At 72.3% G+C, this 20,533-nt stretch carries 25 protein-coding genes and 1 pseudogene; 4 read left to right on the top strand and 22 right to left on the bottom strand.

Annotated features, from left to right (window positions below; genetic code table 11):
* Positions 1-52 precede the first annotated feature (52 nt).
* The 21 genes and pseudogenes from ABEB07_RS14505 to ABEB07_RS14405 form a co-directional block, all read right to left on the bottom strand.
* Positions 53-772, bottom strand: a complete 720-nt coding sequence (locus ABEB07_RS14505) for a hypothetical protein (RefSeq protein WP_345668684.1) — start codon at positions 770-772, stop codon at positions 53-55.
* A 62-nt stretch (positions 773-834) separates the two neighbouring features.
* Entirely contained in the window at positions 835-1,830 is a 996-nt protein-coding gene (locus ABEB07_RS14500) for a hypothetical protein (protein WP_345668683.1), read from the bottom strand.
* A gap of 56 nt (positions 1,831-1,886) precedes the next feature.
* Positions 1,887-3,305, bottom strand: coding sequence for a coiled-coil domain-containing protein (locus tag ABEB07_RS14495; RefSeq protein WP_345668682.1), 1,419 nt, complete (start codon positions 3,303-3,305; stop codon positions 1,887-1,889).
* Positions 3,302-3,487, bottom strand: a complete 186-nt coding sequence (locus ABEB07_RS14490) for a hypothetical protein (RefSeq protein ID WP_345668681.1) — start codon at positions 3,485-3,487, stop codon at positions 3,302-3,304. The genes ABEB07_RS14495 and ABEB07_RS14490 overlap by 4 nt, the downstream gene beginning before the upstream one ends.
* Positions 3,484-3,744 (bottom strand): hypothetical protein, encoded by a 261-nt coding sequence (locus ABEB07_RS14485; protein ID WP_345668680.1) that lies wholly within the window; start codon positions 3,742-3,744, stop codon positions 3,484-3,486. Before ABEB07_RS14485 ends, ABEB07_RS14490 begins: the two co-directional genes overlap by 4 nt.
* On the bottom strand, positions 3,741-4,826 hold the full coding sequence (locus ABEB07_RS14480) for a hypothetical protein (protein ID WP_345668679.1): 1,086 nt from the start codon (positions 4,824-4,826) through the stop codon (positions 3,741-3,743). The genes ABEB07_RS14485 and ABEB07_RS14480 overlap by 4 nt, the downstream gene beginning before the upstream one ends.
* A 77-nt stretch (positions 4,827-4,903) precedes the next feature.
* Positions 4,904-5,398: a single-stranded DNA-binding protein gene (locus ABEB07_RS14475; protein WP_345668678.1), complete on the bottom strand. Its 495-nt coding sequence runs from the start codon at positions 5,396-5,398 to the stop codon at positions 4,904-4,906.
* Positions 5,398-5,907, bottom strand: coding sequence for an HNH endonuclease (locus ABEB07_RS14470; RefSeq protein WP_345668677.1), 510 nt, complete (start codon positions 5,905-5,907; stop codon positions 5,398-5,400). Before ABEB07_RS14470 ends, ABEB07_RS14475 begins: the two co-directional genes overlap by 1 nt.
* Positions 5,908-6,070: 163 nt before the next feature.
* A complete protein-coding gene (locus tag ABEB07_RS14465) occupies positions 6,071-6,244 on the bottom strand; it encodes a hypothetical protein (protein ID WP_345668676.1) in 174 nt (57 codons plus the stop codon).
* A complete protein-coding gene (locus ABEB07_RS14460; RefSeq protein ID WP_345668675.1) occupies positions 6,241-6,702 on the bottom strand; it encodes a hypothetical protein in 462 nt (153 codons plus the stop codon). Before ABEB07_RS14460 ends, ABEB07_RS14465 begins: the two co-directional genes overlap by 4 nt.
* Positions 6,699-7,388 carry a zinc finger domain-containing protein gene (locus ABEB07_RS14455; RefSeq protein ID WP_345668674.1) on the bottom strand — a complete coding sequence of 230 codons (690 nt, stop codon included), beginning with the start codon at positions 7,386-7,388 and terminating at the stop codon, positions 6,699-6,701. Before ABEB07_RS14455 ends, ABEB07_RS14460 begins: the two co-directional genes overlap by 4 nt.
* The gene (locus ABEB07_RS14450; protein WP_345668673.1) at positions 7,385-8,293 is read right to left on the bottom strand and encodes a hypothetical protein; all 909 of its coding nucleotides are present in this window, start codon (positions 8,291-8,293) and stop codon (positions 7,385-7,387) included. Before ABEB07_RS14450 ends, ABEB07_RS14455 begins: the two co-directional genes overlap by 4 nt.
* Positions 8,294-8,406: 113 nt before the next feature.
* Positions 8,407-8,571 carry a hypothetical protein gene (locus tag ABEB07_RS14445; RefSeq protein WP_345668944.1) on the bottom strand — a complete coding sequence of 55 codons (165 nt, stop codon included), beginning with the start codon at positions 8,569-8,571 and terminating at the stop codon, positions 8,407-8,409.
* Positions 8,572-9,135: 564 nt separating this feature from the next.
* Positions 9,136-9,516 (bottom strand): annotated as a pseudogene (locus ABEB07_RS14440) (DNA cytosine methyltransferase); the annotation flags it as partial.
* 125 nt (positions 9,517-9,641) lie between these two features.
* Entirely contained in the window at positions 9,642-10,229 is a 588-nt protein-coding gene (locus ABEB07_RS14435) for a hypothetical protein (protein WP_345668672.1), read from the bottom strand.
* Between the two features lie 57 nt (positions 10,230-10,286).
* The gene (locus ABEB07_RS14430) at positions 10,287-10,931 is read right to left on the bottom strand and encodes a hypothetical protein (protein ID WP_345668671.1); all 645 of its coding nucleotides are present in this window, start codon (positions 10,929-10,931) and stop codon (positions 10,287-10,289) included.
* Positions 10,928-12,127, bottom strand: coding sequence for a recombinase RecT (locus ABEB07_RS14425; RefSeq protein WP_345668670.1), 1,200 nt, complete (start codon positions 12,125-12,127; stop codon positions 10,928-10,930). Before ABEB07_RS14425 ends, ABEB07_RS14430 begins: the two co-directional genes overlap by 4 nt.
* Positions 12,124-12,492, bottom strand: a complete 369-nt coding sequence (locus ABEB07_RS14420) for a hypothetical protein (RefSeq protein ID WP_345668669.1) — start codon at positions 12,490-12,492, stop codon at positions 12,124-12,126. The genes ABEB07_RS14425 and ABEB07_RS14420 overlap by 4 nt, the downstream gene beginning before the upstream one ends.
* Positions 12,492-12,875, bottom strand: a complete 384-nt coding sequence (locus ABEB07_RS14415; RefSeq protein WP_345668668.1) for a hypothetical protein — start codon at positions 12,873-12,875, stop codon at positions 12,492-12,494. The genes ABEB07_RS14420 and ABEB07_RS14415 overlap by 1 nt, the downstream gene beginning before the upstream one ends.
* A gap of 65 nt (positions 12,876-12,940) precedes the next feature.
* Positions 12,941-13,162, bottom strand: coding sequence for a hypothetical protein (locus ABEB07_RS14410; RefSeq protein WP_345668667.1), 222 nt, complete (start codon positions 13,160-13,162; stop codon positions 12,941-12,943).
* Positions 13,159-13,365 (bottom strand): helix-turn-helix transcriptional regulator, encoded by a 207-nt coding sequence (locus tag ABEB07_RS14405; RefSeq protein WP_345668666.1) that lies wholly within the window; start codon positions 13,363-13,365, stop codon positions 13,159-13,161. Before ABEB07_RS14405 ends, ABEB07_RS14410 begins: the two co-directional genes overlap by 4 nt.
* Positions 13,366-13,649: 284 nt before the next feature.
* Between ABEB07_RS14405 and ABEB07_RS14400 the strand changes: the two genes are divergently transcribed.
* From ABEB07_RS14400 to ABEB07_RS14390, 3 genes are read left to right on the top strand one after another with little or no spacing between them, the layout of a single operon-like run.
* Positions 13,650-14,069, top strand: a complete 420-nt coding sequence (locus tag ABEB07_RS14400) for a helix-turn-helix domain-containing protein (RefSeq protein ID WP_345668665.1) — start codon at positions 13,650-13,652, stop codon at positions 14,067-14,069.
* 14 nt (positions 14,070-14,083) lie between these two features.
* Complete coding sequence (locus ABEB07_RS14395; protein ID WP_345668664.1) at positions 14,084-14,425, top strand: hypothetical protein; 342 nt, start codon at positions 14,084-14,086, stop codon at positions 14,423-14,425.
* Positions 14,422-16,074 (top strand): recombinase family protein, encoded by a 1,653-nt coding sequence (locus ABEB07_RS14390; RefSeq protein WP_345668663.1) that lies wholly within the window; start codon positions 14,422-14,424, stop codon positions 16,072-16,074. The genes ABEB07_RS14395 and ABEB07_RS14390 overlap by 4 nt, the downstream gene beginning before the upstream one ends.
* Before the next feature lie 328 nt (positions 16,075-16,402).
* On the opposite strand, the gene ABEB07_RS14385 is transcribed toward ABEB07_RS14390, so the two are convergent.
* The gene (locus ABEB07_RS14385; RefSeq protein WP_345668662.1) at positions 16,403-18,994 is read right to left on the bottom strand and encodes a bifunctional SulP family inorganic anion transporter/carbonic anhydrase; all 2,592 of its coding nucleotides are present in this window, start codon (positions 18,992-18,994) and stop codon (positions 16,403-16,405) included.
* A 268-nt stretch (positions 18,995-19,262) separates the two neighbouring features.
* Here ABEB07_RS14385 and ABEB07_RS14380 point away from each other — a divergent pair, with 268 nt between their 5' ends.
* Entirely contained in the window at positions 19,263-20,525 is a 1,263-nt protein-coding gene (locus ABEB07_RS14380) for a polysaccharide deacetylase family protein (RefSeq protein WP_345668661.1), read from the top strand.
* Positions 20,526-20,533: the final 8 nt, after the last annotated feature.

The raw sequence follows: 20,533 nt of genomic DNA, 5'->3' as shown, positions 1-20,533 counted from the left end.
GCTGCTCCTGTTGGGAGGGGCGCCGCCCCGGGCTGGGGCGGGCCGAGGCGGGCTAGTTGGTGGCGAACAGTGCGCCTTGATCGGCCGGCCGATCGACGGGGAACAGGGCGTGGTCGTCGGCCTGCTCCCCGATCCAGTCGCCTCGCCACGTGCCTTGGGTGGCGTCGGCCTCGGTGACCAGCGCGGCGGCGTGCAGTGCTTCGGCGTGCTCGACGGCGGCCTCGACGTGCTCGGCGTGCTCAACGGCGGCGACGGCGCGGGCGCTGCGCTGGAACTGGGCGCCGGTCTGCTCGGCGATCTCGGGGAGGTCGACCGCGGCGGCGGCAAGGGCGCGGGAGTGGGCGCGCTTCTCGGCGGCCCGGATGCACGGGGTGCACAGGGACTCGTGCCGCTCGTCGAGGCCATCGGTGTACTCGCTGACCTGGCGTCCACACAAGGTGTCGTCGTTGTTCGAGTAGTGGACGCGGCGGCCCTTGCCGACCAGGGCGTAACGGACCTTGGCGCGCTCGGCGAGGGTGGGGGCGTTCTGGCGGTGCTCGTTCGCGGTGGCCTCGGCCTCGGCGCGGTCGCGGGCCTCGGCCTTGACGCACCGGGTGCACATCTTGGTGTGGGTGCTGGTGCGGGCGAGGGCGTGTCGACCGCAGTAGGTGAGGTGGCTGCCGGGCTGCTTGTAGTGGCCGGTGCGGCTGCGTCCGGTGGTGTAGGCGTCCACGGGGGTGCTCCCTTGGTCGTGCCGGGTGTCGTCCGGCATGGCCGACTGTACTAGGTTCATGAACTCAGTTCAATTGGACGCGTGAAAGAGGACGCGCCCAACTTGCGGGCGCGCCCTGGGGGTTACGCAGCGCTGCTCCGGGCGGCGTCGAGCGCGGCCCACAGCCCGACCAGTCCGGCACCGGACCACACGCGGCGGCCGTGGTCGAGGACGGCCGGTGCGCCGCACGCCTCGCCGGTCGAGCAGGTAATGACGGCGGCGGCCGGGTCGCCGCTGCGGGTGTGGGCGGTGAGGGTGCCGGCGCACCACGGGCAGGGGTCGGCGAGCGTGGTGGGCCTGCCGTCGCGGCCGAGGGCGCGCTCGACGCGGGCGCGGGCTCGGCGGGCTACCTGGGCGAGGTCGTCGAGGACGGGCAGGGGGAGCGGCTGGAACAGGTCGCCGACGTCCTCGCCGAGGGCGCGCCCTTCGAGCCAGACGGCGGCCCAGTGGAGACCATGTGCGCGGCTGCCGACGGTGGCAACGTCCACGGTGGTGGCGGCCTGGCGACGACGGGCAGGCACGCCGGGCACCTGGCGGATGCCCCACCTCTCGTGGGCCTCCGCGTCCTCGGCCGTGACGGGTCGAGGGACTGCAAGCACGTGGCCGGTGGCGCGCGGCAACAGCGCTTCCCGGTTGGTCGGCAGGTGCCAGCGGCGCGCGTCGTCGCGGTCGTCCGGGTCGAGGGCGGGGCCGAAGGTGAACGCCTGCCCCTGGGGTCCGGTGACGCATCGGGCGGTCACGCGGCGGACGGACCGCTGCACGCGGGCGGCGATGGTGTCGCACGCGGCGAACAGGGCCTGTTCGACGGACACGGCGGCGTCAAGGGCGTCGAGGTTGGCGGGCGCGGGGTGCTCGCGGAGCACGAGCGGGACTCGGCCGAGGGCTGGCGCGTCCTCGTCGGCCGGGGTGGCGAGCAGGGCGTTGATGTTGTCGAGCGGGGGCCAGACGGCGGCCGGCGGCTGGGCGATCGCGGTGAGCAGGTCGCCCCACTGCTCGCGGATGGCGCGGAGGTCGGCAACGGTGTCGCTGATGGTGCGCATGGTGGCGACGGCGGCGGCGTCGAGGGCGGGGGTGTGCATGGGTGTGCTGCTCCTGGGCGGGCGGGCGCCCCGCGCGGTGCGGGGCGCCGGGGCGGTCATCGGCGGCGGGTGTTGAGCTGGGCGAAGGAGATCCCGGAGGTGGCCCATCGGCGCAGGTTCTCGGCGGCCTCGGCTCCGGTGAGCTGCGCGCCCCGGGCCGGTCCCACGGCGATCAGCGGCACCTCGGCGGCCTCGGCCTCGTCCTTGGGCTGGGCCGGCTCTTGCTGAAGGAACGCGGTGAGGACGCGGCGGCCGGTCTCGCGCATGGCTCCGTCGGGGCTGGTGACGAACAGTTCCTCGGCGGTGGCGAGGGCGCGGTGCGCGGCCTGCACGATGGGGAGTTCGGCGGCCATGGCGGCGCGGTCGGCCTTGCGGTCGCGGCGGCAGGCGAGCCACGCGAGGCGGTACCGGCCGGCGCGTTGCTCGGCGGCGCGGACGTCGGCACCCATCGCCGTGATCGCCTGGGCTGCGCGGCCGACCGATTGGCCGAGCTGCTGCTCGGCGGCCTTGGCGCGCTGCTCTGCGGCGTCGAGGCGCTGCGCGGCCTTGATCGCGTACTTGCGTTCCCGGTTCGCCTCGGCCTCGGCTCGCTCGTCGGCCTTGCGCAGGGCGCGGGTGCGCTCGTGGATGGCGTCCCAGGGTGCGCCGTTGCCGAGTCCGAGGGCGTGAGACAGGGCACCGCGGTAGTCCTCGGCGCCCTGCTCGCTGCGGGTCGCGGCGGCCTCGGCGAACTTGCTGAACTCCTCGGCTCGCTCGGCGCGCTGCGTGGCCTTGCGGGCGCGGGCGCGGGCGGAATGCCACGCGGCCCGGTACGTGTCGGCGCGGTGCTCGGCGTCTTCCAGCTCGGCGGTGAGGCGGTCGCGCTCGGCCTCGGCCTTGTCGGCGCGCAGGGTCTCGCGGGTGTACAGCCGCTCGAACCGGGCGCGTTCCTGCTCGGCGAACTCCTTGGTGCCAGCGGTGGCCTGCTGACCGGTGATGGCGAACATGACGGGGCGGTCGTCGCCGTTGGCGGCGTTGCGTACGGCTTCGGCGGCGGTGGCGGTGCGGATGGTGGCGGGGAGGTGGCGCACCCAGTTGTCGGTCATGTCGCGGATGCGGGCGAGGCGCTGCTCGGCCTGCTCGTTGGCCTGTTCCCAGTTGGCGGCTTGGCGCTTCCAGCACTCGGCGCGCTCGTCGGCAACGGTGGCCTGCTGCTCCAGTTCGCGAATCGTTTCCTCGGCGGCGGTAACGCGCTGCCGGTGCTGCTCCATGGCGCGTTGCTGGCCTCGCTCGCTCTCGCGGGCGCGGTCGGCCTCGGTCAGCTCGGCCTCGACGTGCGCGGCCAGTAGGGCGGCCTCTGCCGGGCTGAGTGCGACGCTTCGCCGGACGCGCGAGAGGAGGATGCCGAGGGTGTCACGGCGGGCGGTGCGCAAGGCTTCGGTCTCGGCGCGGCGCTTGTCGCGCTTGCGCTTGGGGGCGCGGCGGGTGCTGCTCACAGGGTCGGCTCCTGGGTGGGGGCGATGCCGTCGAGGACGGTGGGGACGATGCGGCACTCGCCGGTGAGGCAGACCTGTTCGGCGTGGGCGGCGTAGTGGACGTGGTGGCCGTCGGCGAGCAGCTGCTCGGCGGCCTGGCGGGCGGCGTTGGTGCGGCCGGCGCGGCGGGGGGCGGTGATCACAGGCGTTCCTTGCGGGCGAGGATGCGGGCGCGGTGCCATCGGTTTGAGAACAGCACGCCCGTGAACAGCAGCGAGAGGGAGAGGACGAGACCGGTGCGGTGGGCGAGGTACCGCCACGTCAGGCGGCGGTACCTCGGCGGGGTGGTTCTCCGTTCGAGGGCGGCGGCGAGGACGGCGCCGAGCAGGCAGAGCAGGCTTGCGATGGCGCAGCACCCGGCGGCGATGATGAGCTGTCCGGGGGTGTCGGGGAGCGTCACGACTGCTGCGCCTTGGTGGCCGTGCGGCGCAGCATGGCGGCGAAGTCGTTGAAGCAGTCGTTGACGTGCTCCTCGGCCTCGCCGAGGGGGTTGGTCACGCGCTCCTGCTCGGCAAGGCGGGCGGCCTCGATCAGGCCGGCGGCGTAGGCGCTGCCGTCCTTCGGGGTGAGGGCCTTGGCGGTGTCGTTGGCGATGCGGTCGCGCTGCTTGGTCAGCTCGGCGACGTCGGCGCGTTCGGCGTTCACAATGCGCTCCAGCTCCACGCGCTTTTGCTCCAACTGCGCCACCGTGGCGACTGCCTCGGCCAGGCGCTCGCGGAGCATGGCGACCTCGGCGCGGTCGGCGGCGGCGAGCGAGTCGGCTGGGGCCGGCTGCTGCGCCTCGATCTCGTCGGCGTCGCTCATGGCGCGGATGAACGCGGGGACCGCTTCGTTTCCTGCCGCGCGCAGGGCGGCCGAGGGCGAGACGGGCTCGGCCTGGTCGTCGGCGTCGCTCATGGCGGTGAGCAAGGCTTTGACGGTGATCGAGTGGTAGCCGGGTCGCCCGGAGCACAGGCGCTCAACGGCGGCCAGGCGGCGGGCGAACCGGCGGGCGGCGTCGTAGGGCGATTCCGCAAGGTCCGTGGGCTGCTGCGCCTCGACGTCCGGGTGCGGGATCGGCTCGTCTCCCTCGGCGCGCGCGGCCGTGTCGAACTGGTCGGCGACGACGCGCAGGGTGTACGCGGCGGCGGCCTTCGACATGCGACGGGCGTCGGCCTCGACGGTGACCCTGTCCGGGTCGTCGTCGGCGGGGCGGATGACGACGAACGCGAGGGCGTCGCGGCCGTCGATCACGGCGAGACTGTCGGCCGGGGCCTGCTCGGCCGCGGGCCGGTAGGTGCGCTCGAACACGTCGAGCGGGCACGCGCTACCGCACTCGCCGGGCTTGTCGTCGCGCCACTCGTACGCCACGGCGGTGCGCCCGGCCTCGTCGGTCCACACGCTGGTGACGGTGACGATGCGGCCCACGTCGGGCTCGGTCCGCTTCACGTACCGGTCACCCGCGGCAGGGATCGACGGCTCGGGGTTGGGCTGGGTGCTCATCAGGGGGTGCTCCTGACTCAGGTTGGGTGAGGTGATCCCGCGCGCGGCCGGCGCGGCGTCCGGTCGCGGGCGGCAGGTCAGAACGGGGGCTGGTCGCTGTAGCCGCGCTGCTGCTGGCTGTTGGTGGCCCATGGGTCGTTTGCGGGCTGCTGGCCGTAGCCGCTCTGCTGGGCGCCGTAGCCGCCGCTGTTCTGCTGGCGCTGCTGGCCGTTGGCCTTGGTGATGACGGCGGTGGCGCGCTGGAGGCTGGCGGCGATGTCCTCGGCCTCGATCTCGTAGACCGTGCGCTTGACGCCGTTGCTGTCCTCGTAGCTGCGCTGCTTGAGGGCGCCGCGAACGATGACGCGGGCGCCGCGGTGCAGGCTCTCGGCGACGTTCTCGGCGAGCTTGCGCCACGCGTTGACGGTGAGGAACAGGCTCTCCCCGTCGCGCCACTCGTTCGTGCTCTTGTCGTATGTGCGGGGGGTGCTGGCGACGCGGAACTTGGCGACGGCGTGCCCGGACGGGGTGAACCTGAGTTCGGGGTCGTCGACCAGGTTGCCCTGGACGGTCATGACGGTCTCGCCTGCCATCAGGCGGCCTGCCTTTCGGGGTTGGGGGTGGTGCGGGTGCGGGTGCGTTCGCAGGTGCGGCAGCGTCGGCTGCCGTCGCTGCGGCGGCGGGTGTTGGCCGGGGTGAAGGGGTGGCCGGCGTGGCAGTGCGTCTTGCGGGCGTTGATCGCGGTGGGCGCGGTGCTCCGCAGGGTGTTGGTGCGGTGGTCGACGGCTTCGAGGTGGTCGACGTTGACGCAGTTGCGGCGGCGGCATCGGTGGTCGATCTCGGGGCGCGGCTCGTTGTCGTCCGGCTCGGGGATGGGGCCGTTGGCCTGCTCGTAGGCGTAGATGTGGGCGCGGACGGTGCGGCCGGCGGTGTGGAAGGCGCCGTAGTACTCGCCGAACTGGCCGGCGTCGTGGGGGCGTTTGCTGCGGGCGCCGCCGGTCCAGATGTGGCACCGACCCTGTACGCCGCGGACGAGGGAGAGGGGGCCGCGGGTGTTGATCTTGGCGGCGAACCGTTCGGCGTCGGTGGGGTGTGTGGCCACTGGCGCGTTCCCTTCGTGCTGGCTGCTCGGTGGCGGCCCCGGTTCGTGGTGGTGGATGCGTACGGCGGTGCCGTGGATCTCCACGCGTGAGTGATCGGCAATCACTCACGCGTGGAACGTAGCACGTGTGGGCGTGCAGCGGGGAGTTGCAGCGGGGGAGGGGCTACGCGGGCCGCTGGGCGGCGTTCCTGGGCGGGGTGGGGATGATCGTCCATCCGGCCTGTTCGAGGTCGCGAGTGACGCGCTGAGCGGTCCATCCGGGCCTGTTCAGCAACTCGCGGGTGGGGGCGTCTTCGAGGGTGGCGCGGATGACGGCAAGGACGGCGGCGGGGATCACGGGCGGCCTCCGGTGGTGTGGCGTGCGGTGACGCGGCCGGTGGCGTCCCGGGGGACGGGCGGGCGGGTCATCAGGCGGGCGAGGTGGTCGTGTTCGCGGGCGGCGCGGGCCGCGGCGGCGGCCTCCGGGTCGTCGTCTTCGCGGGCGACGCGACGAGCCCATGCCCGCTGGGACTCCTCGGCGGCGGCCTGCTGGGCGAGCAGCGCGGGCCCGTCCAGCTCGAACCAGGGCCGCCACAGGAAACCGCTGGCCTTCTCGGCGATGACGTAGGCGCCCTGGGCGGCCCACTCGCGGGCGATCCGACGGGCCTCGGCCTTGTCGGACGTCGAGCGCGAGGCGGGCCGGTCGGGGCGGTCAGCCCACTTCCCGGTGACGCGGACCTGGCTGCCGTTGCGGGTGCCGTCGTAGCCGCGGTTTTTGCGGGACCGCTGGCGGGCGCTCTTGGGGGTGGGGGTCATGCCGGCTGCTCCTGGGCGTAGTGGGCGGTGCGGGCGTTGTCGATGCGGGTGGGGTGAGGCTTCGGCCGGTGCCCGCCGCGGTGGTCGCGGCACGGCTGGTCGGCGGGCGCGCGACAGTGCTCGTACGGGCACGGCACGTTGAGCGGGTCGGGGGCGCCTGCGCGGGCGAGCTGTTCGCGGCGGTCGCGGTGGGGCCGGTAGTCGGCGAGGGTGGCAGCGACGCTCGGCGGCATGTAGGTGCCGAGTTCGGCAAGGCGGCGCTTGACCTGGGCGGCCATGGGGCCGGCGGTGATGGCGCGGTGGGTGTCCGGGGGACGCTGGCCGCTGGCGACGGCGCGACGTTCGGCGCGCAGGGCAGTCACGTAGGCGTCGCCGGTCTCGTCGTCGGGGTCGATCTCCGGGTGGGCGGTGGGCTCGAACGTGCCGACATGGCGGCCGAGGACGTCGGCCTTGTGGGCGTGCCAGGGGCGGGATATGTCGCTGGGCTGGATGCGGTAGGGGCTGCGGGCGATGTGGTCGCGGGCGGTGCGGGCGGCGTCCCAGCCGTGGACCTGGGCGGGAACGTCGGAGAGCAGGTCACACCACTGGGCCAGGCGGTCATCGGCGGCGTTGGGGTCATCGATGGCGAGGCGGGGATCGAGCTTCACCACGTAGGCGAGCAGGGCGGCGACTTCGCGGGGGATCACTGCTGGGCCTCCATGCGGGCGAGGGCCGCGGCGAGGTGGTCGGCCGACTGGGCGACGCGGCTTTTGCGGGGCACGCGGTCGAGGGGGATTACGTCGGCGCCGGGTCCGCTCGGGGCGGCGGGAACAGTGCCTGCGGTCGGGGCGGGCGGGAGCGACGTCCAGGCCCGGAGGAAGTAGCGGGCGCTGCTGACGCGCTGGCGGGCGGCGATGGTGACGGCGTGCTCGGCGAGCATGTCGGCACCGGAACGCTGGAGCATGGCGTCCAGGCGCAGCCACTCGCCGGCGGTGAGGTCCCATCCGACGTAGACCTTCGCGGCGGTGATCCGGTCAACCAAGGGGCGAGCGAACGGGGGGATCGGGTCCGTGAGCGACGTGGGCGCGGGCGCGCCTTCACTCACTCCTTCACTCTCTCTATCTATGGGTGGGTGATGTGGTCCGGATTCCGGACCACAAGCGGTCTGGATCTCAGACCACAAACCGTCTTGGGGGGCGTCGGCTACCGGTCCGGATTCCAGACCGGTAGCGGGGCCGGTTGTGGTCTGAAATCCGGACCGCAAACCGGTAGTGGTCTGGAATCCGGACCGGTCCGTAACGGCCGGTTGTGGTCTGGAATCCGGACCGCTACGGCGGACGTAGTTGACGGCTCCGGGGATGCGGTACAGGGCGGCGCGGCTGCCCTTGGCGGGCTCGGCGGTCTCCAGGTCGCCCGAGGCGAGCGCGTCGGCGATGGCCTTGACCGCGGTGCCCTTGCCGACTCCGCCGAGCCGGCGCATGGCCTCGGTGACGCCGAGCCGGGCGACGGCTTCGGAGCCGGTCGTCTTGTCCGCGACGGCGAGGACGACCAACCGAGCGTTGCCCCGGGCGCGGGCGTGCTGCCATGCCCAGTCGTACGCGTCGAGTGTCACGGGGTGGTGCTCCTTACGGGGGTGGTGCGCCCGGGGCGAGGGGCGCGGGGCACGTCCTTGCCCCGGGGCGGATCAGGGATGGGGCTCGAGGCGGAGGCTGCGCGGCCGGGCTGTCACGCGGCCAGCCTGAACAGATGGGACAGGCCGGCGCGGTCGAGCAGGAAGCGCAGCGCGGCGGCGGCCTGTTGCGGGACAACGCCGTTCCCGAGCGCTTTGAGCTGCTGGGTGCGGGTGAGGCCCGGGACGGCCGTGACGTGACCGGAGGGGAGGCCCATCATCCACTCGACGAACGCGGGACTCAGCCGGCCTCGATCGTCAGTTGCCCAGGGGACACGACGGCCGGTGACCGCCTCCCACCGCGCGACTGCCGGGGCGAACTTCCCCCACTCCACGACGGAGGCACTTCCGCCAGGCCCGCCAGTTCCCGCGGTGTCTCGCCGTTCGCCAACTCCACGGCCTGTTCCAGGCTCGGTGAGGAACTGGAGCCCGTGATCGCCGACCGGCCCGTCCGCCCGGCCGCCACCCTCGGTGTGGGCAGCAACTGCACCACCGCCGACGGCAGCGCCAAGTCGCCCTTGCTGCCCCGCTGGTTCGGACCGCCCTTCTCCCCGTCCGACGCCCGCGGCGTCGGGAGCAGAGATACGGCCGTCCGCAGATCCGGGCCTCCCTCCCCGTGCGCCCCCGCCCCGTTCGTGTCCGAGGTCCGCGGTGTCGGCAGCAACGCGACCGTCTCGGGCAGTCCGTCGCCGCTGCGAGTCCTCCCCTTGCCGTCCCGCGCCCGTGGCGTCGGCAGCTGTGGCGAGGATGAACAGGCGGCGCCGCTGGTGGGGAGCGCCGACCTCGTCCGCGCGTACAACGCACCACTCCGCATCGAACCCGAGGTCGGCAAGGTCGCAGAGGACAGTGTCGAAGCCGACTCGAAGGTGGTTCGCGACGTTCTCAAAGAACGCGACTCGGGGTCGAAGAACCCCAAGGGCACGGGCAATGTGCGGCCAGAGGTGTCGCTCATCGTCAGTTCCTTTCAACTGGCCGGCGAGGCTGAACGGCTGGCACGGGTAGCCGCCGATCAGGACATCGACGGGTTGCACGGCGGTCCAGTCGATGGCGGTCAGGTCGCCGAGGTTGGGGGTGTCGGGGTGGTGGTGGGCGAGGATGCGCGCCGGGCCGGGGTCGGGGTCGGCCACCCACGCGAGGGACCCGCCGAGCACCTGCTGTACGGCCATGTCCAGCCCGCCGTATCCGGTGCACAGGGACCCGATGCGGGGGCCGTCCTCGATGGCGAGCTGCCCGGGGATCGGTTCGGCGGGCGGCCGGTTGATGAGGGGCCACAGGTCGAGCGTTGCGGCGGTCACGCGGCGTCGGCTTTCTGGGTGTGGGTGAGGGCGTGGCAGGCGGCGCAGTAGGGGCGGCCGTCGCGGTCGTAGCGGCGGTGCTCGGCGGTGGCGTGGCCGCGGGTGCACTCGGCGAGCGGGGTCTCGTAGCCGTTGACAACGGCGAGGTGGCGCCGGCTACGGGTGCGGCCGGGCTCGTCCTCGACGCACGCGGGGGCGACGCATCCGGCGCGCTCGCACTCGGTGGTGACGGTGCCCTCGGGCTCACGGCCGGTGCGGATCGTGAACGCGACGCGGCGGGCGCTGTGCACGCGGCCGTGGTGGGTGAACTCCAGCACTGCGGACGGGCCGGGGCGGCGGCGGCCGGTCCACTCCATGTGTCCGTCCTCGACGGGCCGGACGAACTGCTGCCATTTCTCGGCGACGGTGAGCGGGGAGCGGAGGGAAGAGGGCTGCTTCGGGGCGGGGGCGATGCCGAGTCGGCGGCGCCACAGGCCAGCGGTGCTCTTGGCGATGTTGAGCTGGCGGGCGGCGGCGGCGTCGGTGGCGCCCGCGCGGAACAGAGTGGCGAGGCGGTTGACGGCGGCGGAGTCGAGTGGGCGCATTGCGGTGTCTCCGATTGGGCGGGCCCGCCCCGGGCGGCGGGGCGGGGCGCGCGCGGTCTATGCGGCGGGGGCGTCCTCGGCGGGAGGCGCGGGCTCGGCGGCCGGCGGCGGGGCGAGGGCGGGCAAGACGTGCGCGGCAAGGTGGCCCTCGCGCCACGCGGCGGCGATCAGGTCGCGGCCGGTGGCCGGGCTGGCCTTGCTGCCGCGGGCGTACGTGATCCGGTGCGAGGCGGCCCGGCTCGGGCGGATCTCGACGCCGGGCACATCGCGGATCTCGCCCGTGGCCGGGTCCGCGAACCGGGCGACGCCGGCGGCCGTGGCCTGGGCGAGCACCTGCGTGGCGAACGCGGGCTGCACGCCGACCTCAACGCGGGCGGGGATGATCCGGACGACGTGCTCGGTCGGATAGGTGTCACGCACCCACCCGGCGAACGCGTCCTCGTCCGTGACCTGCGCGGCCCGCTCGCCACCCTGCCGGGAGATCGACCCGACCTTGATGCCGTCGGGCAACAGGGCGTCCGTCTTGGTCGAGCCGGTCGCCTTGTGCTGCTGCTCCAGCAACTCGTGCGCGTCGGCGCGTGCGTCGTTGTACGCGGTCTTCACCTGGTCGAGCAGGGCGCCGAGGACGGCCTGTCGGGTGACGGCACTGCGGACGGCGGCCGGGTCCGGCGCGGCCGACTTCTCGGGGGTCGGCTCGGTCACTGCTGCGCCCCCTGCTGCATGGCGGCCTCGATCTGCTGCCGGAACGCGTGCAGGGTGATGGCGTCGGCCTGGGCGATCGGCTTGCCGTAGACGCGCATGAAGTCGGTGTCCAACGTCGGCAAGTTGGCGCGGGAGGCGGCGAGCCTGAGCGCGTTCTCGGCGTCGGCGCGGCCCCGGTCGACGGCGGCCATGACGGCGGCCTCCTGCTGCGCGGGCGTCTCGCGGTGCTCGCTCGGCGTCGGCGGCTTCGCGGCAGGCTTGGTGCTGCCGATCTGCGCGATCCGGGCGAGCTGCTGCGCATTCTCCCCGTTCGCCTCCAACGCGTTGTACAGCTTGCGCACGTCCTCGACGGTCGCGGCCTCGTGCGCCCGGCGGAGGTTGTCGAGCGCGGTGAGGTAGTGCTCGGGGGCACCGGACTCGCGGGCGGCGGCCATGATGGCGGCCCGGGTGTCGGCGTCCGTGGCGACGACGGCCTCGGCAAGGTAGTCGCGGTGCTCGGCCTGCGGGGACGGCGGCGTGTTCGGCGTCGTCTGCACCACGGTCGCCGTGGTCATCTGCGGAGCGTCGCTCCGCTCCACGATGACCGGCTGCCCTTCCTGGTCGACCACGGCCCCCAGCTCCTCGGGGGTGTAGATCGCTCCATGCAGCACCTCGGGGCACGCGATGCGCACGGCCTCGGCGATGGCGCGGGCCCGCAGCATGGCGCGCGGGTACTTCTCCCACGACGTGGGCTTGCCGTCTTTGTCGCGCGCCCACGGCCGATCGTTCTTGAGCTGGCACAGGCCGGCCGTCACGGCGTCGTCGAGCGTCCACTCGACCACCGACTCATCGTCGGGGTCGTCGGCCCGCTGGATGGCCACCACGCACCGGGTGCGCTCCGACTTGATGCGGACCCGGTGGCCGGCCGACCGGGCCCGGCCCAACATCAGGTCCGCGGACTGGGTGGGCTTGCCCTTGATCACGTGGATGGTGGTGATGGTGGTGACCACGTCGAGCCCGAGGGCGCGGCCGTACTCCATCGCCCACAGCACGGACGCGGGCTGCTTCCGGTACTGGTCCGGCAGCAACGGGGTGTTGGCCAGGGATTCGCAGAACTGCCACGCCTCGTAGGGGCTCATCTGCGAGAGGGACAGGGCGCCGCCGTACGGGGCGGGCGTCGGCGCGGTGCGCATGGTGGGCAGGGTGGTGACGGTCACTTGCGGGTGCTCCTCATGCGGATGTGGGCGGCGAACTTCGTGAGCCGGGTCGCGACGGTGACCGCCTCGTCCGGCGTCAGCAACGGGTCGAGCTGGGGCTCGGCGGGCAGCTCGCCGAGCAGGGCGTCACGGGTGCCGTCGGCCTCCGCGGCGCGCATCGCCCGCTCGTACTCGGTGGCGTCGTCGCTGACCTCGGCGTGGTCGTGGCACCGGACGGCGGACGCGTGTGCGATCAGGCGCAGCCCGGTTCCGTCCGGGTCCTCGGCGTACGCCACGGCGAGCGCGTCGAGCAGGGGCGCGGTGATCTGGTCGCGGACCGGCAGGCGAACGGCCGTGCCGTCGGCGGTGAGGGTCGGGCGGATCATCAGCGGGCCACCTCGGCGGTGTCGAGGCCGAGCGCCGCCGGCGCGGGCCGCGTGTGCACGGCGAGGACCCCGGCCCGGGCGTCGTACTCGCGCGGTCGGCTCCAGTCGGCGGCCGGGAACGCGCGGGACAGCAGGCCGAACGCGGCGCGGCACTGCTCGGCACTGCTGCTCGTCACCTGGCCGGCGGCGCCGATCAGCTCCACCCACGTGCGCGGGGTGTCCTCCACGACCAGCGGGGCGACGACCACCCGGACGGTGCCCGGCGCGATCTGGTCGAGCTGCGAGGCCATGACGCGCACGAACTCGGCGCGGTCGGTGGCGCGGCGGCGGCCGGCGATCGCCTCGGCGGCGCGGAGGGGGCGGGTACGCTGGGGGATGTTCACGGTTGGTCCCTTCGGGGGTTGGCCGGTGGGGCCGTCCGGGGGCATCCGGGCGGCCCTTCGTCGTGTCAGGCGGCGGCGCGAGGCTGGATGAGGCGGGCGGCGCGGTCGGCGGTGATGCGCTGTTCCAGCTCGGCGAGCGAGAGTCCGCCGGGCTCGTAGCAGGCGCGGGCCGCGTCCGGGATGCTCATGCGGTCCATGGCGTCGAGGCCGTGGCGCCAGATGCGTGCGGCGGCCTTGATGGCGGCGGCGCGGGCGCGGGCAACATCGAGGTCGGCCGGCGCGGTCATGCGCCGACCGGGAAGAGGTCGGCGGCGGTGACGCCGTAGGTGCGCTGGATGGCGGCCAGGTTGGGGCCGTCGGGGATGGTGCGGCCGCTCGTCCAGCGGATGACGGTGCCGTACGGCGCGTTCAGCTTGCGGGCGATCGCGGCGGTGGTGTTGTCGCCCACGGCCGCGGCGGCGACGCGCAGGGGCTTGGGGTCAAAACGCATGGGTACTACCTCGGCGTTCGATCACTCGTGAGCGCGTTTCACTCACGAGTGGAACGTAGCATGGTTCCACTCACGCGTGAAACATACGTGCGAAGGTTGTGCGCGAAGGTGCCCATGTGTCGTGACAGGTGGGCTACCGCTTGTGTTTGAATGGTGGAGAATCGTTCAAGTGAGCGATAGTGTGCGGCTCGGAGGCCATAGGCGACTGACGGGGGGACGTGTGAACGCGCCTAAAAGTTGTGCACGCTGCACCATGAATCGTTCGCGCGCGATACATTGCGCGTATGACACACGGCTCGCAACCGGAACTCCCCATCGACGCCCCATTCGTCGACTGGCTTCGCTGGCAACTCCTCAGGCACGGCTACGACCCCGCAGAGCGCGGCGTACAGCGCCGCTTCGCTGACGACGCGGGCATCCCCGTCGCCACCGTCTCAAGACTCCTACGAGACGTCAGCCAGCCCGACATCAACACCTGCTACGCCCTCGGACTGAAGTTCAACGTCCCAGTCCTGCCGATCCTCGTACGGGCCGGCCACCTCCCCCGCGAAGCGCTCGGCAACGAGCCCTCACCCGCGCGGCCCACCACAACCGAAGACCAGGCTTTCCAGGCGCTCGGCGTGACCGACGAAAGCGACCGCGCCGCCATCCGCGCCATGATCAACGCCCTCACCACCAAACACCGGAGGGAGGGCACCAGCTAGAAAGGCCGCTCTACGTGACCAGAACCGACGTGTACCTGTCCGCGACCATCGCTTTCGCCCTCTTCCTGATCGGACTCACCATCCAGATCACCGGGCTGATCGTCACGGACGAGGTCGGCCCTGTGATCGTCACCGGAACCGCCACCACGGCCACCGGAGCGATCGCGACCCTGGTCACCGGATACCGCGCCACCCGCCGCTACTTCGCCGACAGAGTCAACCGCGCCGCCGCCCTGCTCGTACGCGACGTCCTCGCCCACGACGTCCGGCTCGCCACCGAACCGCAGCCGCCGGACGCCGAGGTGATCCCGTTCGAGACGCAGGCGCGGCGCCCGTCTCGGGAGTCCACCACGTGACACGACTGCAACACCCGCCGAAGGGCTCACGCCTCGGACCGACGCGTGAGCCCTTCGTCGCATACATCCGCGTCTCGACTTACTACGAGGAGAAGATCAGCCCCGACATCCAGCGCGCCGCCATCAACGCGTGGGCCGACCGCAACAACGCCCGCATCGTCGAATGGGTCGAAGACCTCGACGTCTCCGGGCGCAAGATGAAGCGCAAGATCGCCGACGCCCTCAAGATGGTCGAGGACCGCACCGGACGCGGGATAGCCGTATGGAGGTACAGCCGCTTCGGCCGGTCCCGTCACGGCAACGCCGTCAATCTCGCCCGCCTCGAAGCCCTCGGTGGCCGACTCGCGAGCGCGACCGAAGCCGCCGACACACGCACCGCGTTCGGCAAGCTCCAGATGGGCATGGCGTTCAAGTTCGCCGAGTACGAGAGCGACCGCATCGGAGAACAGTGGGCCGAGACCCGCGAGCACCGCCGTGTGGCCGGCCTCCCCGCCACGGGCGGCCAGCGCTGGGGGTACATCTGGCACCGCCGCCACCTCGACGAAGACGAAGGCACCATCCACCGCGAGTGGTACGAGCCTGATGACACCGGCCGCGTAGTCACCACCCTGCACGAGCGCGTCGCCGAGGGGGAGTCGATGGGCTCCGTCACCCAGTGGCTCGGCCGCAACGGGCACATGGGCACCAAGGGCAAGCCCTGGCTCCAGTCCGGCCTCACCCGCTACATGGACTCCGGTTTCGCCGCCGGCTGGATTCGCTATCACCCCGATGACTGCGACTGCCCACCCAAGGACCCCGACAGCACAGCCAGCCGCGGTGAGAAGTGCCCCAACCGCCTGTGGGTCCCCGGCGCCCACGATCCGATCGTCCCGGAAGACGTCTGGTCGGCGTACAAGGAGAAGCGCGAGCAGGCCCGCAACACGCCGAGCGGGAACCGGCGGCCGGCCTACCGGCTCTCCGGAAACATGCGCTGCGGACGCTGCGGCGGTACCGCATCCGCCGCCGGCGGAGCCACCTACGGCGCCGGAAAACAGCTCATCGTGAAGCCCGGGTATCAGTTCCGCTGTAGCAGGATGAAGGACAACCGGACCTGCGACGGGGTGTACATCCTGCGCAGCGTCGCCGAGGCCGCCGTCAGGGAACGACTCGCCGAGTGGGACGCGATGATTGAGGCCGAGGCCGCCACGATCCCCCAGCAGCGCGCCGAACCCACCGCCACACCGCGCCAGCGGATCGCCGACACCCGGGCCCGGCTCCGCGCCAACCTCGCCGACCTACAGCAGCAACTCGACCGACAGACAGACCTACTCACCCGCGGGGTGATCCCCGAGGACTCCTACGCACGCGAGCGCGACCGCCTCACCGCCGACCAGGCGAAGGCGACAGCCGCCCTCGCCGAGGCCGACGCCCGCACCGACGAGGAAGAAGCGCAGCCGGCGGACTACCAGCCGATCATCCGCAGCCTGCTCGACCGGTGGGACACAACCCCGGTCGAGACGTGCCGGGCGATGCTGCGCGAGGTGTTGCGGGGAGTGTGGGCGTACCCGAAGGAGACCGCGCCGGATGGGACCGTGACGCCCGCGTACGCCGTGCCGGTGGCTGTGTGGGAGGCAGAGCCTACGCTCTTGGGACCCCGCGCGGACACGTAACCGCAGGTCAGGCAACGAGAGTCCTTACCTATCCCCGCTGAAGAGGTTGGCCAGGCTTTCGTTGCTCACGACATCTCCCTTTCCCAGGGTGTCCGTTGTGTCCCAGGCCACAGCTCATCAGACCGGGGGGTCCGATGACAAGGGTCGACGAGAAATTGGTTTAGACCTGTTGTGGAGTATTCGCACAGCTCGGGTGGCGTGCGAGAGCTTTACGGTGGCCGGAACTGTTCAATCCATCCCACGGATGGCGGATGGTCCGGGTTCAGCATGGCCCACCGGGGAGCGGAGTCGGCCACGCGCGCGGGGCGCGTGTCGCCCGGAGTGCGGGTCAGGCCGGGCTCGGCAGGTCCTCCGCCGCTTGCACGGGGGTGAAGACGGCTTCCCCGCCTCCCCGGCCTTCCCCGCCTTTCCCGTCTTTCGTGCCTTCCGTGTCCGAGAGCAGATACGCCTGCGCCTCCGCCACATGGAAGTACAGACCGTGCAGCTCCAGTACGCCTTCACGCAGCGCCCGGGCGACCGAGTCGTGCGCGCGCAGGTGTTCCAACTGCTGGACCACATTGGCGAGGCACAGCCGCTCGACCGCGTCGGCGGGCGGTCTCCCGTCCAGTACGGGTGCGCGGACGTCAGGGTCGGCCATCCGAACGAGACTGGGAAGCCCATGCCGCAGCCACCGCCCGAGCGAGGACTGACCATCGCTGGGGCTGGGGCTGGGGCTGGGGCTGGGGCTGGGGCTGGGGCTGGGGCTGGGGCTGGGTCCGGGGCCGGAGTCGAGCAGGGCCCGCATCGCTCCGCAACCCGAGTGGCCGCACACCGTGATGGAGCGCACCCCGAGCACGTCGACCGCGTACTCGATCCCGGCCGCCACCGAGTCGTCACCGCCTCCTGCGCCCGGCGGTGGCACCAGGTTGCCGACGTTGCGCACGACGAAGAGGTCGCCGGGGCCGCTGGCCGTGATCATCGACGTCACCACTCGGGAGTCTGCGCAGGCGAGGAAGAGCTGCGACGGCTTCTGGCCCTCCTGTGCCAGCCGGGCCAGTTCGTCCCGCACATGTGGCGCGGTGTTGCGCTGGAAGGTGCTGATGGCGCGCGCGAGTTGCTGTCTGCTCGGGTCCCGCCCGGTGCGGTGAGCGGAGTTGTGAGGAGACGCGGGGCTGTGCGGGGGCGCGGAGCCGGAGGCGGACGCTCTTTCGGGGCCCGGTTCGCGGAGCATGACCTCGGGGTGGGCGGTGTCCGGGTCCGTGACGTTCGCGCAGCGGTGGTTGCGCCATGGCGTCCATGGCCGGCAGTGGCACCCGGCGTCCGCCGTGGGAGCGGAGGCGGCGAAGGCGGTCGAGGGTGGGGGTGGGGGGGCGGCCGTGCTGACGGAGGCGCTGCCGGTGCGGATTCCGGCCCGGCGTCCGGTGAACTCGACGGAGCCGCCCTGCGCGGTGTGCGAGCGCTGCCAGTCCTGGAGGGACTCGTACGCGGCGTGGTCCATGAAGGAGCCGCCCAACTCGACCACTGCCCGGGTTCCTTGGGGCACCAGATGGAGGGCCCGACTGAGCCGCGGCACCGCGAGGAACGTCAGTTGCCCCCGGACGTGCACGTGATGGATCCCCTTGCGCTCGTCGTGGGTGATCCGGGTGTGGGCGAGGCGGTGCAGGGCGAGGACGACGGCCACGCCGACCCCGAGAGCCACGCCTTCCAGGACGCCGAGGACGACCACGCCGAGGGTGGTGACGGCGTACACCAGCACCTCTCGGTGGCGAGTCACCGTGCGGATGTGGTGCAGGGACACCATCTGAACGCCGACGGCCATCACCAGGGCGGCGAGCGAGGCGAGCGGGATCAGCTCCAGGAGCGGCACCAGCAACAGCGCGGCGATCACCACGAGAACGCCGTGCAGCATCGTGGAGCCGCGGCTCACGGCGCCCGCGCGGACGTTGGCCGAACTGCGCACCGCAACGCCTGCGACCGGCAGGCCGCCCAGGGCTCCGGAGACGATGTTGGCGGCGCCCTGGCCGAGCAGTTCCCGGTCCAGGTCCGAGCGGCCGGGGCGGGGGAGCGGTCCGGAGCGGCCGGCCACCAGCTTGTCCACGGCGACCGCGCCGAGCAGTGACTGCACGCTGCACACCAGGGTGGTGCTGAGCACGGCCGCGACGAGTCCGAGCACCGGCCCCTCGGGCAGGCCGGCCAGGGCGTGGCTGCGCCAGGACGGCAGGTCGACCTTGGTCAGCACCAGTCCGGTGGCGGAGGCGACCGCGGTGGCGCCGACCACGGCGACCAGGGGAGCCGGTGCTCTGCGCAGGAGGTGTCCGGCCCGGCCGGGAAGCCGTGGCCAGAGCAGCAGCAGGGCGAGGGTGAGCACGCTCACGGCGAGGGCGGCGGGGTCCAGGTCGGCCAACTGGGAGGGCAGCGCGCGGACGTTGGCGAGTACGGAACTCTGCGGGCTGCCGCCGAGGACGATGTGCAGTTGGGCGACGGCGATGGTCACGCCGATGCCGGCGAGCATGCCGTGCACCACCGCGGGACTGACGGCGAGTGCGGCCCGGGCCACGCGCAGACAGCCCAGGCCCAGCTGGGCGAAGCCGGCGAGGACGGTGATCGCGCAGGTCGTGCGCCATCCGTAGCGGCCGATCAGGTCGGCGGTGACGACGGTGAGTCCGGCGGCGGGGCCGCTGACCTGTAGCGGTGAGCCGCCGAACCGTCCGGCGACGATCCCGCCCACGGCGGCGGCCACCAGGCCGGCCTGGAGCGGGGCGCCGGTGGCCAGGGCGATGCCGAGGGACAGTGGCAGGGCGATCAGGAAGACCGCGACGGCGGCCGAGACGTCGGCGCCGGCGAGGCGGAAGCCGCGCCGCCACGGAGGCGGGCTGTGCGGCGGGTGCGAGTGCTGTGCGCGGGCGGAAGCGGTGGCGTGAGCGGGTGCGCAGGCCGACATGTCTCCGGCCTCCCTTCGGAAGCGAGCGATTCAAGGCTTGGCAAAGTAAAAGTAATGCCACGTAAAGTCCTTGCATAGATTTTCGTGGCAATTGAGGTGATGCATCACCTCAATGAGTGATGTGGGCTTTTTATCGGCTTGTCGTACTAATTCCTTCTCGCTCCCGTGCGACCTTGGCGGCGCTGTCGGCACGGCACCAGACGGCCGGCCCAGCACCAGCACACGCCGTCTCGGCGTTGGACGAGAGAAGGAAGAAGGTGGGCGGAACATGGCCGCCACCCAGAGGATCGCCGTGGGCGTCGTCGCCGCCGCGGCCTGTGCCTCGTCGCTCGCCGGTTGTGCGAGCGGCACCGACGCTCCCCAGCACGGCTTGCACGGCCCGCAGAAGGCCGTCGTTCAGCCGCCCGGCAGCGTCGTCCGCCTGATCGGGGACGGGTCCACCGCGTACACCGGCGCCCAGCCGTACCTGCCCAAGCCGGAGCGGCTGAAGGCGGGTGAGAAGCCCCCGCAGTTCGTCGTGTTCTCCTGGGACGGCGCGGGCGAGGACAGCCAGAAGCTGTTCTCGCACTTCCGTGAGGTCGCCAAGGAGAACAACGCCAAGATGACGTTCTTCCTCAGCGGCGTGTACATGCTGCCGAAGGACAAGCGCGACCTGTACCGGCCCCCGCAGCACGCTCCGGGCAGCTCGGAGATCGGCTTCAACGACGCCCAGGGCATCACCGACACGGCCCAGCAGGTGCGCCTGGCGTGGCTGGAGGGCAACGAGATCGGCACCCACTTCAACGGCCACTTCTGCGGCCCCGACGGCGGGGTCGGCCAGTGGTCGGTCGACGAGTGGAAGAGCGAGATCGACCAGGCCAAGCAGTTCGTGAAGACCTGGAAGACCAACAGCGGCCTCAAGAACCTGTCGCCGCTGCCCTTCGACTACGACAAGGAGCTGATCGGCGGCCGCACTCCCTGCCTGGAGGGGCAGAAGAACTTCATGAAGGCGGCGAGCCGGATGGGCTTCCGCTACGACAGCAGCGGTGTCAACAACCAGGTGTGGCCCAAGAAGAAGGAAGGGCTGTGGGACCTGTCCATGCAGCTCGTCCCCTTCCCCGGGCACACCTTCGAGCAGCTGACCATGGACTACAACTTCATGGTCAACCAGTCGGGCACCCTGACCCAGGGCGACCCCGACAAGTTCGGCTACTGGGGCGACCAGATGCGCGACGGCCTGCTCAAGGGCTTCTACCGGGCCTACGACGGCAACCGGGCGCCGCTGGTCATCGGCAACCACTTCGAGTCCTGGAACGGCGGCACCTACATGCGCGCCGTCGAGGACGTGGTGAAGGAGGTGTGCAACAAGCCCGACGTGCGCTGCGTCTCCTTCCACCAGCTCACCGACTGGCTGGACGCCCAGGACCCGCAGACCCTCGCCAAGCTGCGCGGGCTGGAGGTCGGCGAGGCCCCGAAGCAGGGGTGGGCGTCCTTCCTGTCGGGCCGGCCGGCTCCGGCGCCCAAGGGAGTTCCCGGGGCGCCCAAGCCGTAGGGCGGGCC

Source organism: Streptomyces similanensis, from assembly GCF_039543625.1.
Taxonomy (GTDB): Bacteria; Actinomycetota; Actinomycetes; order Streptomycetales; family Streptomycetaceae; genus Streptomyces; species Streptomyces similanensis.
Note: the sequence above shows the minus strand (reverse complement) of the source record. Positions and strands in the feature narration are given on the sequence as shown.